The organism is Streptomyces sp. A18, assembly GCF_059026065.1.
In genome coordinates this window covers 55455-71003 of the sequence record NZ_JBWLKL010000004.1, presented here as the reverse complement: position 1 = coordinate 71003, position 15549 = coordinate 55455, and the positions used below count along the sequence as shown (strand labels likewise).

14 protein-coding genes are annotated in these 15549 nt (G+C 71.5%); 8 read left to right on the top strand and 6 right to left on the bottom strand.

Features of this window, described 5'->3' with window-relative positions:
* Positions 1 to 354: 354 nt before the first annotated feature.
* On the top strand, positions 355 to 735 hold the full coding sequence (locus AC5P1C_RS08405) for a VOC family protein (protein WP_493865051.1): 381 nt from the start codon (positions 355 to 357) through the stop codon (positions 733 to 735).
* On the opposite strand, the gene AC5P1C_RS08400 is transcribed toward AC5P1C_RS08405, so the two are convergent.
* A complete protein-coding gene (locus AC5P1C_RS08400) occupies positions 732 to 2336 on the bottom strand; it encodes a FadD3 family acyl-CoA ligase (RefSeq protein WP_493865050.1) in 1605 nt (534 codons plus the stop codon). The genes AC5P1C_RS08405 and AC5P1C_RS08400 overlap by 4 nt on opposite strands.
* Positions 2337 to 2462: 126 nt before the next feature.
* Here AC5P1C_RS08400 and AC5P1C_RS08395 point away from each other — a divergent pair, with 126 nt between their 5' ends.
* From AC5P1C_RS08395 to AC5P1C_RS08385, 3 genes are read left to right on the top strand one after another with little or no spacing between them, the layout of a single operon-like run.
* Entirely contained in the window at positions 2463 to 3614 is a 1152-nt protein-coding gene (locus AC5P1C_RS08395; RefSeq protein ID WP_493865049.1) for a lipid-transfer protein, read from the top strand.
* 59 nt (positions 3615 to 3673) lie between these two features.
* Positions 3674 to 4123: a Zn-ribbon domain-containing OB-fold protein gene (locus AC5P1C_RS08390; protein WP_493865048.1), complete on the top strand. Its 450-nt coding sequence runs from the start codon at positions 3674 to 3676 to the stop codon at positions 4121 to 4123.
* A complete protein-coding gene (locus tag AC5P1C_RS08385) occupies positions 4120 to 4902 on the top strand; it encodes an enoyl-CoA hydratase/isomerase family protein (protein WP_493865047.1) in 783 nt (260 codons plus the stop codon). The genes AC5P1C_RS08390 and AC5P1C_RS08385 overlap by 4 nt, the downstream gene beginning before the upstream one ends.
* Before the next feature lie 135 nt (positions 4903 to 5037).
* On the opposite strand, the gene afsK is transcribed toward AC5P1C_RS08385, so the two are convergent.
* The gene (afsK, locus tag AC5P1C_RS08380; RefSeq protein WP_493865046.1) at positions 5038 to 7419 is read right to left on the bottom strand and encodes a protein serine/threonine kinase AfsK; all 2382 of its coding nucleotides are present in this window, start codon (positions 7417 to 7419) and stop codon (positions 5038 to 5040) included.
* Between the two features lie 327 nt (positions 7420 to 7746).
* On the opposite strand from afsK, the gene AC5P1C_RS08375 reads away from it, so the two are divergent.
* Positions 7747 to 8394, top strand: coding sequence for a TetR family transcriptional regulator (locus tag AC5P1C_RS08375; RefSeq protein ID WP_135335578.1), 648 nt, complete (start codon positions 7747 to 7749; stop codon positions 8392 to 8394).
* Between the two features lie 145 nt (positions 8395 to 8539).
* Here the strand turns inward: AC5P1C_RS08375 and AC5P1C_RS08370 are convergent, their stop codons facing one another.
* Both AC5P1C_RS08370 and AC5P1C_RS08365 read right to left on the bottom strand, forming a co-directional pair.
* The gene (locus AC5P1C_RS08370; protein ID WP_493865045.1) at positions 8540 to 9013 is read right to left on the bottom strand and encodes a nitroreductase family deazaflavin-dependent oxidoreductase; all 474 of its coding nucleotides are present in this window, start codon (positions 9011 to 9013) and stop codon (positions 8540 to 8542) included.
* Positions 9013 to 10338, bottom strand: a complete 1326-nt coding sequence (locus AC5P1C_RS08365) for an acyl-CoA dehydrogenase family protein (protein ID WP_493865044.1) — start codon at positions 10336 to 10338, stop codon at positions 9013 to 9015. Before AC5P1C_RS08365 ends, AC5P1C_RS08370 begins: the two co-directional genes overlap by 1 nt.
* A gap of 148 nt (positions 10339 to 10486) precedes the next feature.
* On the opposite strand from AC5P1C_RS08365, the gene AC5P1C_RS08360 reads away from it, so the two are divergent.
* Both AC5P1C_RS08360 and AC5P1C_RS08355 read left to right on the top strand, forming a co-directional pair.
* The gene (locus tag AC5P1C_RS08360) at positions 10487 to 11743 is read left to right on the top strand and encodes a thiolase C-terminal domain-containing protein (RefSeq protein ID WP_493865043.1); all 1257 of its coding nucleotides are present in this window, start codon (positions 10487 to 10489) and stop codon (positions 11741 to 11743) included.
* 79 nt (positions 11744 to 11822) lie between these two features.
* The gene (locus AC5P1C_RS08355; RefSeq protein WP_493865042.1) at positions 11823 to 12509 is read left to right on the top strand and encodes a pyridoxine/pyridoxamine 5'-phosphate oxidase; all 687 of its coding nucleotides are present in this window, start codon (positions 11823 to 11825) and stop codon (positions 12507 to 12509) included.
* A gap of 21 nt (positions 12510 to 12530) precedes the next feature.
* Here the strand turns inward: AC5P1C_RS08355 and AC5P1C_RS08350 are convergent, their stop codons facing one another.
* Entirely contained in the window at positions 12531 to 13418 is an 888-nt protein-coding gene (locus AC5P1C_RS08350; protein ID WP_493865041.1) for a GNAT family N-acetyltransferase, read from the bottom strand.
* A 40-nt stretch (positions 13419 to 13458) separates the two neighbouring features.
* Positions 13459 to 13890: a Zn-ribbon domain-containing OB-fold protein gene (locus AC5P1C_RS08345; protein WP_493865040.1), complete on the bottom strand. Its 432-nt coding sequence runs from the start codon at positions 13888 to 13890 to the stop codon at positions 13459 to 13461.
* A gap of 274 nt (positions 13891 to 14164) precedes the next feature.
* Between AC5P1C_RS08345 and AC5P1C_RS08340 the strand changes: the two genes are divergently transcribed.
* Positions 14165 to 15337, top strand: a complete 1173-nt coding sequence (locus AC5P1C_RS08340; RefSeq protein WP_493865039.1) for a flavin-containing monooxygenase — start codon at positions 14165 to 14167, stop codon at positions 15335 to 15337.
* The last annotated feature ends 212 nt before the right edge of the window (positions 15338 to 15549 follow it).

Sequence of the window (15549 nt, the reverse complement as noted above, 5' to 3'; positions counted from 1 at the left end):
TTCGCACGACGCACTTCGTACTCATGATCCTGGGGCGCCGCCTCCCCCGCCCGCGAGGAACTTTGCCGAGTCGGCAAATGGCTCAGCCCCGCGCCACCACCACCGCCGCCTTGAGGTCCGACCAGAACTCCGGGCCGACCGCGACCCTGAACCCCAGCCGGTACGCCCTCGTCCGCTCCCTCCCCCGCACCCGCAGTCGCACCTCCGTGGGGCCCGGGTGCGCGCGGAGGATCTCCTTCAGCCGGGCGACCGCTAGGCCTGGGTGAAGGCCTCGGTGCTCGTGACCAGCATGGGCCGGTCGGTGACCCGAAACTCGTTGGACACCCCCTCCCCCGCTGGCCGATAGTGCCGCGCATGACCTCTCTCGTGCGCCACCTCACGTTCGACTGTTCCGACGCCTACCGTCAGGGCACCTTCTGGGCCGAAGTGCTCGGCGGCAAAGTTTCCGACGAGGACGTTCCCGGTGATCCGGAAGCTCTCGTCGAGGCCGATGGCATCACCCTGCTCTTCGTGACCGTCCCCGAGGCCAAGGGCATAAAGAACCGGCTGCACGTCGACCTGCAGCCGCAGGACCGCACCCGCGACGAAGAGGTCGAGCGGCTCCTGGAGCTCGGCGCCAAGGTCGTGGGGGATCATCGCCTTCCCGATGGGCGTGGCTGGGTCACGCTCAGCGATCTGGAAGGCAATGAATTCTGCGTCGAGCGCAGTGCCGGCGAGCGAAAGTCCGGCAACTAGTCGCGCCGCAGCCGCAGTTCGCGCTTGACGACCTTGCCGCTCGCGTTCCTCGGCAGCTCCGTCACGAACTCGATCTCTCTGGGGACCTTGTAGTTCGCCATCTCGCGGCGTGACCACGCGATCAGGTCGTCGGAGGTGAGGACCGCCCCCGGACGCCGCACCACGTACGCCTTCCCCACCTCACCCAGCCGCGGATCGGGGACGCCGATCACCGCCACGTCCGCCACCTGCGGATGTACACCGATGAGCTGCTCTATCTCCGCGGGGTAGGCGTTGAATCCGCCCACGATGAACATGTCCTTGATGCGGTCCGTGATGCGGAGGTTGCCCGCCTCGTCGAGGACCCCGACGTCACCCGTCCGCAGCCAGCCGTCCGGCGTGACCGCCTTCTTCGTCTCCGCCGGGTCCTCGAAGTAGCCCTGCATGACGTTGTGTCCGCGTACGAGGACCTCGCCGGGATGGCCCGGCGGGAGCGCCTCGCCGCCGGGGCTCACCACCCGCACCTCCGTGTCCGGGATGGCCTTGCCCGAGGTCGATGCGATGATCCGGGCGTCGTCTCCCTGGCGGCACATCGTGACGATGCCGCTGGCCTCCGAGAGGCCGTACGCCGTCAGGACCGTGGCGATGTGCAGCTCGGCGCGCAGACGCTCGACCAGTTGCAGGGGGACCACCGCCGCGCCCGTCACCACCAGGCGCAGGGCCGACAGGTCGTGCTGGTCGCGGGCGGGGTGGTCGAGGAGGGACTGGTGGAGGGTGGGCGGGCCCGGGAGGACCGAGATCCGTTCCGCCGCCACGTTCGCGAGGACCGTGTCCACGTTGAAGACCGGCTGCGGGATCATCGTCGCGCCGCGCATCAGGCAGGCGATGATCCCCGCCTTGTAGCCGAAGGTGTGGAAGAAGGGGTTGACGATCAGATAGCGGTCGCCTTCGCGCAGGCCCGCCAGTTCGCTCCAGACGCCGTAGCAGCGCAGGGTCTGGGCGTGGGTGATGACCGCGCCCTTGGGGCGTCCCGTCGTGCCCGAGGTGTAGATGATGTCCGAGGGTTCGGCTCCGTCGACGCCGTCCGCGCGCGCCCGTACGTCCTGCCCGCTCACCCCGTCACCGCCGGCCACGAAGTCCTTCCAGGTCCGGAAGTCCTCCGGGGCGTCGTCGGAGAGGACCACCACCTGCTCCAGGTGCGGGAGGCCGGGCAGGGGCCCTTCGCCCTTTCCTTCCACCGCCGCGCGCCGCAGCGACGCCACGTACGACGTGCCGAGGAAGGTGCCCGTCACGAACAGCAGCTTCGCGCGGCTGCGCTGCAGGACGTAGGACGCCTCCGCGCCCTTGAAGCGGGTGTTGAGCGGTACGAGGACCGCGCCCGCCGTCACCGCACCGAGCGCGGAGACGATCCAGTCCAGGGTGTTCGGGGCCCAGATGGCCACTCTGTCACCGGAGTTGACGCCGCCCGCCATGCACGCGGCGGCGGCCCGCTCCACACGCCGACCGAGCTCCGCGTACGAGATGCGGGTGCGGCCCTCGACGACCGCCTCCCGGTCCCCGTACCGCTCGGCCGCCGCCCGGACCAGTCCCGGGATGCTGCCCCACTCCAGGTCGCCGCGCATCGCAAGCCCCTCCGCCGCAGTAGCTGACTATCCGTCAGATTAGCTGTAACCTGACGCGCTGTCAGCAGTCGGGACGACGTATGGCGAAGCCCTGGAGCCTCGCCACTCGCGGAGGTGCCGTGGCCCATGGCTTCACTCAAGGACGCTACAGCGATAGTCGGGATCGGGCAGACCGCGTTCGCGAAACAACTGCCCGAGGACGAGAAGACGTTGGCCTGCCGGGCGATCGTCGCCGCGCTCGACGACGCGGGCATCGACCCGTCCGAGGTCGACGCGTTCGCCTCGTACACGATGGAGGAGACGGACGAGGTCGAGATCGCCAAGGCGATCGGCGCGGGCGACGTGACCTTCTTCAGCAAGGTCGGCTTCGGGGGCGGCGGTTCCTGCGCGACCATCGCGCACCTCGCCGCCGCCGTCGCCACCGGCCAGGCGAGCGTCGGCATCGCCTGGCGCTCCCGCAAGCGCGGCAGCGGGCCGCGCCCCTGGAAGAACACGGCGGTCCAACTCCCCACCCCCGGCCAGTGGACACGCCCCTTCGGCCTCCTCCGCCCGGCGGACGAGATCGGGATGCTGGCGCGCCGCTACATGCACGAGTACGGGGCGACCCGTGACCACCTTTTCAACGTCGCCCTCGCGTGCAGGAACCGCGCGAACCAGAACCCGGCAGCGATGATGTACGAACGCCCCCTGACCCGCGAGATGTACATGTCCTCGCGCTGGATCAGCGAGCCGCTCTGTCTCTTCGACAACTGCCTTGAGACAGATGGTGCGTTGGCGTGCGTGATCGTGTCGGCCGAGCGAGCGCGGGACTGCCGCCAGAAGCCCGTGTACGTCCACTCCGTCGCCCAGGGTCTGCCCGCGCAGCACCACGGAATGGTCAACTACTGGAACGACGACCCGCTGACGGGCCCCGCGTGGACGGCGGCCCGCCACCTCTGGAAGCAGGCGGACTTCGCGCCCCAGGACGTGGACGTCGCCCAGATCTACGACGCGTTCACGCCGCTGATCCCGCTGTCCCTGGAGGGCTACGGCTTCTGCGGACGCGGCGAGGGCGGCGCGTTCACGGAGGGTGGCGCCCTGGAGAGCGGCGGCCGGCTGCCGATCAACACGGGCGGCGGCGGCCTGAGCGAGGCGTACGTCCACGGCTTCAACCTCATCAACGAGGGCGTGAAGCAGCTGCGGGGCACGAGCACGGCCCAAGTACCCGACGCCTCCACGTGCCTGGTGACGGCGGGCGAGGGCGTACCGACGTCGGCGGTGCTGCTCCGGGCCCCATAGCGGCGCGAGGAACCGCGCGAGCAACCACATCGGACCGGCACCCGCAAAGGGACATCCACATGGCAGACGCGAAGACCGAGCCCCTACTGCCCCCCACCATCGATACGGACGGCGCCCCCTTCTGGGAGTACGCGGCCCAGGGCGAACTCCGGATACAAGCCTGCACCGCCTGCGGCGAGCTGAGGTTCCCGCCAAGGCCCTGCTGCCCCCACTGCCAGTCCTTCGACAGCGAATGGCGGCGCATGAACGGCCGCGGCCGCATCTGGTCCTACGTCCGCCCACACCCACCCCTGCTCCCCGCGTACGCGGAACAGGCCCCGTACAACGCGATCATCGTCGAACTGGCCGACGCCCCCCGCATCCGCCTGGTCGGCAACCTCGTCGCCACCCCGGACGCCCCGCTGAACTCCGTCGACCCGGACCGCCTGCGCATCGGCGCGAAGGTGCAGGTCGCGTTCACCGACGTGGACGGGGTCGCGATGCCGCGCTGGCTCCTGGAGCGGCCATGACGGCGGCCGGAACCCTGTGTACGGAGATCGACAAGGACACGGGCGTCGCGGTCGTCACCCTCGACCGCCCCGCCCGGCACAACGCCATCGACTCCGGGACCGCCGAACAACTCACGTCCACCTGGCGGGAGTTCCGCTTCGACGACTCCGTGCGGGCGATCGTTCTCACCGGCGCCGGAGAGAAGGCGTTCTGCACGGGCATCGACCGCGACACGGACGTACCGCAGCCCGGCTCCCCCTACTCGATGGACGATCCGCTCCTCTCCATCGGGCCCAAGGCCAACGACCTGTGGAAACCGGTCATCGCCGCCGTCAACGGCATGGCGTGCGGGGGTGCCTTCTACCTCCTGGGCGAGGCGGAGTTCGTCATCGCCGCCGAGCACGCCACGTTCTTCGACCCGCACACCACGTACGGGATGGTCAGCGCGTACGAGGCGATCCTCATGGCGCAGCGCATGCCCCTCGGCGAGGTCGCCAGGATGTCGCTGATGGGGACGGCCGAGCGGGTCTCCGCGCGGAGGGCGTACGAGACAGGCCTGGTCTCGGAACTGACGTCCTCCGCCGACCTTCTGGCGGCGGCCAGGCGCGCGGCCGAGGTGATCGCGTCCCATCCGACCGAGCCGGTCCAGGGCACGGTACGCGCACTGTGGGCGGCGAAGGAGGCCGCCCGTACGCAGGCCCTGGCCCAGGCCCCGCACCTCATCGCACTCGGCAACTTGCCGCCGGAGCGGCAGGCGGGGCTGTTCACGGGGCGCGGCAGCGACTTCCGTATCAGGTGAGCGAGGGCCCGCCTGGCATGGTTCATCCGGTCGGCGTAGCGTCACGAGTGGACGGCCGCCGCCCGGAGCCCCTTCCAAAGCTGGTGCGACGGCCGTCACGAGGCGAGTCCCGCACCTGAGAGGCACCCGGGCCCGCTAGGACCGCGCGGTGCCGGTCCCCCGCTCTGCGTCCAGCGCGTACACGCACCGGTCCTTGCTGCACGCGTACACGACGCCGTCCCGCACCACCGGCGCCCCGGTGATCTCGCCGCCCGTGGCCAGCTTCCAGCGCAGGCGGCCGTCGTCCGCCTTCAGCGTGTACAGCAGGTGGTCCGTCGAGCCGAAGTGGATCCGCCGGTCGGCCACGACGGGCGCGCCGACGACCTCGCCGCCGGCCTGGAAGCGCCACTTGGGCGTCCCCGTCACCGCGTCAAGGGTGTAGAGCCCCTTGCCGCTGCCGACGTGCACATGGCCGTCGGCGACGAGCACGGGCTCGATCGACGCCCGGGACTCCGTGGCGATGCGCCAGCGGTCGCGGCCGTCCGTCGCGTCCAGGGCGTACACCGTCCCCAGGTAGTCCGCCAGGTACACGCCACCGCCGGTGACGGCAGGACCGGGCGCGAACGCGGGCGGACACAGGAACGCGGCGGGCGCCTCGAAGTGCCACCGGACATGGCCGGCGGCCACGTCGATCGCGAGGACACGGGAGCCCGCCGACACGTACACGTACCCGTCCTGCGCGGGCGCGAGCCGGACCGGGACGCCGCCGCAGGAGGCCGCGTCACCGATGGGGTACGACCAGCGCTCGTCGCCCGTGCGGGCCTCCAGGGCGCGCAGGCGGGCGTCCTTCCAGACGTAGACCGTGCCGTCGTGGACGACGGGTCCCGCCTCGGGGGTCTCGAAGTCGGTCTGGGCCCCTGTGATCTCCCAGAGCTTCGCGCCGTTCGCGGCCTCCCAGGCCTGTACGCCGCCGCCGCGCGTGCCGGTGACGACGGTGCCGCGGTCGGCTTGCAGGGAATACACCCAGGCGTCGGTGTTCAGGCGCCACAGGTCGGTGCCGTCGGCGCCGTCGAGGGCGTACAGCGTGGGACCGTCCGATGCGTGGATACGTCCGTCGGCGACCGCCATGGACCAGGCGACGTCCCGCGTCTTGAAGCTGCGGCGGCCCGTGCCCACGTCCAGGGCGTGGACCTCGAAGGACGTGACGTACACGAGGTTCCCGGCGACGGCGGGCGTCCCCCATACGTCGTTCGACATCCGGAACCGCCACGGCCGCCACGCGGCACCCGCGTCCGGCGCGACGGTGGGCGCGGGCACCACGGGGTCCGCGCCGTTCGCCGCGGCCTTGGACCGCGACCACGAAGCGGCGAGCCCGGGGTCGGCGGGCGCGGCGCCCACGGCTGCGGCGCGCGCGTCGGCCACGCGCGGGCCAGGACCGATCGGAACTTTCGCCCCGGCGAGGTGCACGGGCCCCGCGTCCGGCACGCCCCCGAAGGGCGGCGGCTGCGTCGGTGGCACCGGCGGGGCGTGCTGCGGGGGCGGGGGCGCGACGGCGGGGGCGCCCCCGCCGCCCCCACCAGGGCCACCACGGCCGCCGCTCCGTCCGGAGGCGGCGAGCGCGGCCCGCGCGGGCGGGCGGCCGCCCCGGCGGGACTCGATCAGCGCGACGGCGCGCTCCGGCAGCCAGGCGGACGCCGTGCCGCTGTCGCCGTCGTCGCTCTCCGAGGCGAAGAGGTGCGGGGCGAGCTGGGTCTGGAGGTCGGCGGGGCTGGGCCGCAGCGCCGCCTCCATCTGCATGCACGTCTCGATGAGCGGGCGCAGCTCGTCCGGGAGTCCCTCCAGGTCAGGGCCTTCGCGGAGGAGCATGAAGACGGTCTCGACGGGGTTGGCGCCGTGGAAGGGCGCGTGCCCGGTGGCGGCGAAGACGAGCATCGAGCCGAGCGAGAACACGTCGCTCGCGCCGGTGACGCTGCGTGAGTCCTTGGCCTGCTCGGGCGACATGTACGCGGGTGTGCCCACCGCGACGTTCGTCATGGTCAGGCGGGTATTGGAGACGCCGGACGCGATGCCGAAGTCGATCACGCGGGGCCCGTCCTCCACCACGAGGACGTTCGACGGCTTGAGGTCACGGTGGACGAGGCCCGCGCCGTGGATGGACTCCAGGGCCTCGGCGACGCCCGCTGCCAGCCAGCGCACGGCCTGGGTGGGCAGCGGCCCGTGTTCATTCACTATTTCTTCGAGCGAGGGAGCGGGCACGTACGCGGTGGCCAGCCACGGCACCGCCGCGCGCGGGTCGGCGTCCACGACAGCGGCGGTATAGAAGCCGGACACGGCCCGTGCCGCCTCGACCTCGCGCGTGAAGCGGACACGGAACAGCTGGTCCTCGGCGAGCTCGGTCCTGACCGTCTTGATCGCCACGCGCCGCCCTGACGCGGAGCGCGCGAGGTAGACAAGGCCCATGCCACCGGCTCCGAGCCGGCCGAGCACCTCGAACGGGCCGATCCGCCTCGGATCGTGCTGCGTCAGCTGATCCACCACTTGCCCTGCCACCTCCCCGTACGCGGGCGCCGTATGAGCGGCCCCGTGCAGCGTCTCACCACCGAGCCGCTCCGGCGGCACGCACCCTGATTCTTCCTGTCCGGGGCGGTGGTTGCGAACCCGGGGCGGGATCGGGGTGTTGTGGGACAAAGAAGACGCAAGAAGAAGGAGATGTGTGAGCGAAACTTGATTCGAACAGATGTACCATTCGACTCCGGCGCCGGACCGGAGCGCGCGATCGAGCCGCATACGCCCCTCAACGCGGCCCCCAACCCCATTTGCACTCGGCCGAATCGCGCTCCGATCACCCCTCGGTAAGCTGACGGCATGACAGGACAGGTACGTACCGTCGACGGCCGCGTGGCCGGTCGGCGCGGTCAGGCGACGCGTCAGAAGCTGCTCGACTGCCTCAGCGAGATGCTCAGCTCCTCGCCCTACCGGGACGTCAAAGTCATCGACGTCGCCCGGAAGGCGGGGACTTCACCCGCGACCTTCTATCAGTACTTCCCGGACGTCGAGGGCGCCGTCCTTGAGATCGCCGAGCAAATGGCGGCGGAGGGCGCGGAGTTGACCCAACTCCTCGACGGCCGCTCCTGGGTCGGCAAGGCGGGGTGGCAGACCGCACAGGAGCTTGTCGACGGCTTCCTCGACTTCTGGCGCAAGAACGACGCGATCCTCCGGGTCGTCGACCTCGGCGCCGCGGAGGGCGACAAACGCTTCTACAAGATCCGCATGAAGATCCTGAACTCGGTCAACAACTCCCTTACGGACACGGTCAAGGAACTCCAGGCCAAGGGCAAGGTCGACAAGGACGTGAGCCCGGCCGCGATGGCGGGCTCCCTGGTGGCGATGCTCGCCGCGGTCGCCTCGCACCAGCGGGGCTTCCAGACGTGGGGCGTCAAGCAGGCCGAACTGAAGCCGAATCTCGCACTGTTGGTGCATCTGGGCGTAACAGGAAAGAAGCCGACGAAGTAGCCCCTGCGGGGCTCCCGTCCTTTTGTCCTGTCAGCCACAGCGGCGGATCACTTGCGTGATCCGCCGCTGTGGTCCCTGTTGGGTTCCTGCCGGGTTTCCTGGCAGGAACCCAACAGGGACCACAGCGGCAGCGGGCCTCGCCGAATCAGTTCCGCCTCTCCAAGCGGAACAAGCGGATCTCCCTCTCCACGCGGGATTGATACGTGGCGTACGGCGGCCAGAACTTCAGGACCGCCTCCCAGGCCATCTCCCGCTCCTCGCCCCTCAACAGCCGGGCCCGCACCGGGATGTCCTTGCCCTGCCGGCTGACGTCCGCGTCGGGGTTGGCCAGGAGGTTGGCCGTCCATGCCGGGTGCCCGGGGCGCCCGAAGTTGGAGCCGATCAGGATCCAACTCCCCGCTTCCTCCGGCATGCAGGCCAAGGGGGTGCGCCGCGGAAGCCCGCTCTTGGCACCGCGCACCGTCAGGATCACCCCCGGCAGCATCTTCGCGCTGAGCAGTACTTTGCCGCGCGTGAGGCGGTGCACCGTGCGATCCATCGCGGGGATGAAGTGCGGGGCGAGCCTCGCGAAGGTCCGGGTGGACGACACCTTCTGCATCAGGCGGACACCGGGCGGCATCAGACGGCCGCCTTCGGCTGTTGCGGGGCGTCGGGTGCCGGTGAAGTCGCGGGGGACGGTTCGGGTGACAGTGCGGGTGATGTCGCGGGGGAAGGTGCGGGCGCTGTCGCGTGCGGCTTCGGCGGCGATGTCGCATGCGACTTCGGCGGTGCGAACAGCTCGGCCCGTTCCGCCGCGCGCGCCCGCAGCCGGTGCACGGGGCCGAAGAGCAGCTCGTCGCTGGACGCCCGCTTGAAGTACAGGTGCGCCTCGTGCTCCCAGCTGAATCCCATGCCGCCGTGCGGCTGCACGGCCTCCGAGGCGGCGGTCCGCAGCGCGTCGAGCGCCTGCGCGAGCGCCAGTCCCCCGACGTGCTCGGAGTCCGGGCCCCCGGCGGCCCACGCCGCGTAGTACGCCGCCGATCGCGCGGCCTGCACCTGCACGTACACGTCAGCGAGCCGGTGCTTGACGGCCTGGAATGACCCGACCGCCCGCCCCAACTGCTCCCGCTGCTTGACGTATTCGACGGTCCGCTCGAGGGCCCGGTCCGCGGCGCCCACGGCTTCCGCGGCGAGCACGGTGGCGGCTGCGTCACCCACCCCGGCGAGCGCGCCCGGCACATCGGCGTCGTCGGCGGTGCCGAGCAATTCCGCTTCCACGTCCCGCAGTTCGACGCGGGCCTGCGGCCGTGTCGCGTCGAGGGAGGTCTGCCGGGTCCGTACGAGTCCGGCGGCCCCCTCGCGCACGAGATAGAGCAACGTACGAGAACGGGCGAAGCCCCCCGTGTGCGCGGCCACGACGAGCAGCGCCGCACTGTGTCCGTCCAGGACCTGCTCGGCCTGCCCGTAGAGCCGCCAGACCCCGTCGTCCGACAGCTTGGCCTGCACGCCGCCCGCACGGCCGCCGCCCGACCAGTCGCCGAGGTTGTCGCCGACGAGGCCGAGCGCGGTGGCGAGCCCGGTGCCGGGGACGGCGAGCGCGGCGGTGAGTCCGCCTTCGGCGATGCGGGGCAGCAGCTCCCGCCGCTGCTCCTCGGTACCCAGGCGCTGGAGGAGCGGGGCGGCGAGGGCGGCGGTGGCGAAGAGGGGCGAGGGGGCGAGGGCGCGGCCCAACTCCTCGATGCCGAGGGCGAGGTCCGCCGGGCCGCACCCCATTCCTTCGTACGTCTCGGGGGCGACGATGCCGGGCAGGCCGAGCTGTCCGGCGATGGCGGGCCAGAGGGCGGCGTCGTAGCCGGCGGGGGTGCGGATCGCGGTCTCCACCTCGTCCGGACCGCAGCGTTTGGTGACGAGCTCACGAAGGGTGCGGCGGATTTCTTCCTGCTCCGCGGTGAAGGCGGCGTCCATCGGCGGGCTCCTCCCCCGGGCCGCGGCGGTGTCCGCCGGCCCAGATCTGACGGGCCGTCATGCTAAGACGGCACCGTCCAGATGCACAGGCCCGCGACGGCATCCACCCCCTCCCGCGACCGCCCGAATCTGATGTACCGTCAGATTCATGCCGACTCAGCCAACTCTGCCGACTCAGTCAACTCACCTCCCTTCAAGCTTCCTTGAGCCGTCGGCCGATGCGGGCACGGCATCGGCGTCCCGCCCGCGCAAGGTGGCCGTCGTCGGCATATCCCTCTCCGACTGCGGCCGCGTCGACGAGGCCACCCCCTACGCCCTGCACGCCCAGGCGGCCCGCAGCGCCCTTGCCGACTCGGGCCTGGGCCGCGAGGTCATCGACGGCGTCGCATCGGCGGGCCTGGGCACCCTCGCTCCGGTCGAGGTCGCCGAGTACCTGGGCCTGAAGCCGCGCTGGGTCGACTCCACCTCCGTCGGCGGCTCCACCTGGGAGGTGATGGCGGCGCACGCGGCGGACGCGATCGCGGCGGGGCGGGCCAACGCGGTGCTCCTCGTCTACGGCTCGACGGCGAGGGCGGACATCAAGGCGAAACGACGCACGTCGAACCTCTCCTTCGGCGCGCGCGGCCCCCTCCAGTTCGAGGTGCCGTACGGCCACTCCCTGATCTCCAAGTACGCGATGGCCGCGCGCCGCCACATGCACGAGTACGGCACGACGCTCGAACAGCTCGCCTCGGTGGCGGTCCAGGCGCGGGCGAACGCCGCGACCAACCCCGACGCGATGTACCGCGACCCGATCACGGTCGACGAGGTCCTGACCGGCCCGATGATCGCGGACCCGTTCACCAAGCTGCACTGCTGCATACGTTCCGACGGCGGATGCGCGGTGCTCCTGGCGGCGGAGGAGTACGTGGCCGACTGCGCGTCGACCCCCGTCTGGGTACTCGGCACAGGCGAGCACGTCTCGCACACGACGATGTCGGAGTGGCAGGACTTCACGGTCTCCCCGGCGGCCGTGAGCGGCCGTCTGGCGTTCGAACGGGCGGGGGTGCGCCCCGAGGACGTGGACGTGGCGGAGATCTACGACGCCTTCACGTACATGACGCTGGTGACGCTTGAGGATCTGGGGTTCTGCGCGAAGGGCGAGGGCGGCGCATTCGTGGAGAAGGGCCGCCTGCTGCGGGACGGCGAACTCCCGACGAACACGGACGGCGGCGGCCTCTCGGCCCAACACCCGGGAATGCGGGGCCTGTTCCTGCTGGTGGAGGCGGTACGACAATTACGCGGCGAGGCCGGCGAGGGCCGCCAGGTACGCAAGGCGGGCGGAAGACTCCCGGAGGTGGCGGTGGCGTCGGGGACGGGCGGCTGGTTCTGCTCATCGGGGACGGTGGTCCTCGGCCGGGGGTGAGGGGCCCTCGCGGGGCGGGGCGGCCAGGGACCGTTCAGCAGGTGCGCGGTCTCGGCGGCGCCTCGCGTAGATTCGTCCGATGGACGACACCGACACCAGGCCTGATGACATCGCCCACGGACGCGCCCTCCTTCGTACCCTCCGTGTGTGGGACACCGAGCTGCCCGCGTTCGATCTGGAGGCCGCCCCCGCCGAACCGCTGCCCCTCTTCTGGCAGTGGTTCGTGGACGTGGCCGAGGCGGGGCAAGTGGAGCCGCACACCATGACGTTGGCCACGGCGGACCCGTCGGGGAGGCCCGATGTGCGGACGCTGATGTTGCACGACGCTGATGCCGATGGATGGCACTTCGGCTCGCACTCAGGCAGCGCGAAGGGGCGTCAGCTCGCGGCGCGTCCGGAGGCGGCGCTCGGGTTCTACTGGCCCGTGCAGGGGCGCCAGGTCCGGGTGCGCGGCCGGGTCACGGCCGCCGGTGCCGCCGAGAGCCGCGCCGATCTCGCCCGGCGTTCGCCCGGGGCACTGGCGTCGGCGCTGGTCGGCAGGCAGAGCGAAGTACTGCCGTCGTACGGGGATCTCGTGGCCGCGAGCCAGGCGGCGTGGGAGCACGCGCAGGCGGAGCCGGACGCCCCGGCGCCGAGCTGGACGCTGTACGTACTCGAACCGGACGAGGTCGAGTTCTTCCAGGGCGACGCCCGGCGGCGCCACGTACGGCTCCGGTACCGGAGGGACGCGGACGGCCGCTGGGTCAAGGAGCTGCTCTGGCCGTGAGGGCCACGTCGCGGACGACGCTCAGCGCGTGAAGCTGTACTGCGTGAAGTCCCGCACCGGGCGGTACCCCAGCCGCTGATACAACGCGTTGCTCGTGGGGTTGGCGACGTCGGTGAAGAGCAGCACCTCGTCCGCGCCCGCCGCCGACGCCGCGCGGCTCACCGCGGCCGTGACCGCGCCCGCGTAGCCACGCCCGCGCAGGTGCGCGGGGGTGTAGACGGGGGCGACGCGGACCTGGCCCGCGACCTGGCGGGTGTTGCCTGCCATGGAGACGGGGGTGCCGTCGGGGGTCTCCCAGAGGGTGACGCCTCCGTAGGCGATACGTGCGTCGGCCCATTCGCCCGCGCCCATCGCGCCCTTCTCCCCGATGCCCTCGTGGAACTCCCCGTGCCAGCGCACGAGAAGCTCCCGGTCAGCGCCGGTGGCGACGCGCGCGCTGCCGGCCGGTGCGGGCTCGGGCGGCGTGAGGGTGCCGAGGCGGTACAGGCGCTGGGAGTAGCTGACGGCGGCGGGGGCGCTCGTATGCCGCTGCCAGGCCTCCGTGAAGGCCGCCGCGGTGGCGCTCTCGGCGCCGACCCCGGGCGGCTGCACGCCCGCGGCGGCGAGCACCCCGGCCAGCTCATCGGCGGCGTCGGCGGCGAGCGGGCTCAGCGCGAGGACGTGCGGCGGGGTCCACAGGAAGGCGCCGCTCACGGTGCCGTCAACGCCGTTGGCGCGGCCCTCGGTGCGGAATCCGAAGAGGGGTTCTCGGCCCCCGTACACGTGGAGCCCGCGCATACGCAGCGTGTCGGTGACGCTCAGCAGCGCGGTGTGCAGGGCGGGCGCCGAGTGCAGGAAGGCCGCCGCGCGGGAGTGGAACTCGTCGAGGTCCGAGGTCAACTGCCAGCCGGGGCGCGGAGAATGAGCCATGGGCCATGATCCCCCGCGCCGCGCCGTCAGCAGAAGCGGTTTACGGGGCCCGCCGGAACACCGGCACCACCACACCCTCCGCCGCCTCGCGGAACCCGACCTCCAGCGCCATCCCGATGCGCAGCTCGCCCTCCTCGCAGTCGACGATCTCCGTCATCATGCGCGGGCCTTCGGCGAGGTCGACGACCGCGGCGACGTACGGGACGCGGGAGCCGAACGGCGGCAGGTCGTTCCGGTGCACCACGGACCAGGTGTAGAGCGTGGCGTCGCCGCTCGCCCGCTCCCAGCCGCCCTCCTCGCTCCAGCAGTGCGGGCAGAACTCGCGCGGGTAGTGGTGCGCCTCGCCGCAGCCCCCGCAGCGGCGGATCAGGAGGTGCCCCTCGGCCGCCGCGTCCCAGTAGGGGCGGGTGAAGGCGTCGGGCTCGGGAAGGTCGTAGCGCGGGCCCGCGGTGCTCACCTTGCTGCTGCTCACCACTCCTGACTCCTGACTGCCGGCATACGATGCGCCTTTCTGACGGTACGTCAGTTCAACGCATGCCCGACTCGTGCGCAAGAGGCGTACGCAAGGGACGTACTCAAGAGGCGTACGCAAGGGACGTACGCAGGAGGACGTACGAGGCGCGGAGCCGTCGACGTGCCGTGAATCCCGCATCGGGGAGCCCACCGCGTACACCCGTGATCAATTCGCAATCGGTTTGGGGCTTGACCGTCCCCCATCAAGTGACCGCGTGATTACTCTCAGATTCATGGCCGACACCACTCCCCCACAAACGCCACACCAGGACCGCCCCGTGTACGTCGTCGGCGGCGGACCCGGCGGCCTCTCCGTGGCGGCAGCCCTGCGCGCACGTGGCGTACGCGCGGTCGTGCTCGAGAAGTCCGACCGCGTCGGCGCCTCTTGGCGCACGCACTACGACCGACTGCGCCTGCACACGACGCGCCACCTCTCCGCACTGCCGGGGCTCGCGATACCGCGGGCCTTCGGACGGTGGGTGTCACGTGACAACGTGCTGCGCTACCTGGAGAAGTACGCCGAGTTCCACGAGCTGGAGATCGTCACCGGCGTCGAGGTCAACCGCCTGGAGCGCGCGACCGACGGCACCGGATGGCTCCTGCACGCCACCGGCGGACGGGAGTTGACCGGCAGCGCGGTGGTGATCGCCACCGGCTACAACCACACGCCCCACCTGCCGGACTGGCCGCACCGCCACACGTACGCGGGCGAACTCCTGCACGCGAGTGACTACCGCGAACCGAGCCCTTACGAGGGCAAGGACGTCCTGGTCGTGGGCGTCGGCAACACCGGCGCCGAGATCGCCGTAGACCTCGTCGAGGGCGGCGCCGCCCGCGTACGCCTCGCCGTGCGCACCGCGCCGCACATCGTCCGCCGCTCCACGGCGGGGTGGCCCGCGCAGCGCACGGGCATCCTCTGCCGCAGGCTGCCCGTCTCGCTCGTGGACCGCCTCGCGGGCCCGATCGCCAAGGTGAGCGTCCCCGACCTGTCGGCGCAGGGGCTGCCCCGCCCCGCGACCGGCCTGTACTCCCGGGTCAAGGAGGGCGCGATCCCCGTCCAGGACGTGGGCCTGATCGACGCCGTGCGCAAGGGCAGGGTCGAACCGGTCGCGGCCGTCGAGTCGTTCGAGGACGGCAAGGTCGTCCTGGCCGACGGCACGCGGATCGCCCCCGACGCGGTCATCGCGGCCACGGGCTACCGCCGCGCCCTGGAGCCGCTCCTCGGCGACCTCGGCGTACTCGACACGAAGGGCACCCCGCTCGTCCGCGGCGCCCGCACCTCGAAGTCGGCCCCCGACCTCTACTTCACCGGCTTCACGAACCCCATCAGCGGAATGCTGCGCGAGATGGCCCGGGACGCGGAGAAGATCGCGAAGGCGGTGGCGGGCCGGAACCGGACGCACTGACGGGCGGCGGGCCGTAAACCCGCTGACTCCCGAACACACTCGATCGCGCAATGCTCTTGATCCCTTGCGGGCCCTGCGATCGGAGCGCGCCCGGGACGCAACAGTCCCGCGCCCAGTGGACGATCATGGTTGCATGCGACCGTGAAGAACACTCTGAGTGACGAAAACTCCACTCCATGTAACCCTCCGCGACGTACGGTACTCGCCGCGAC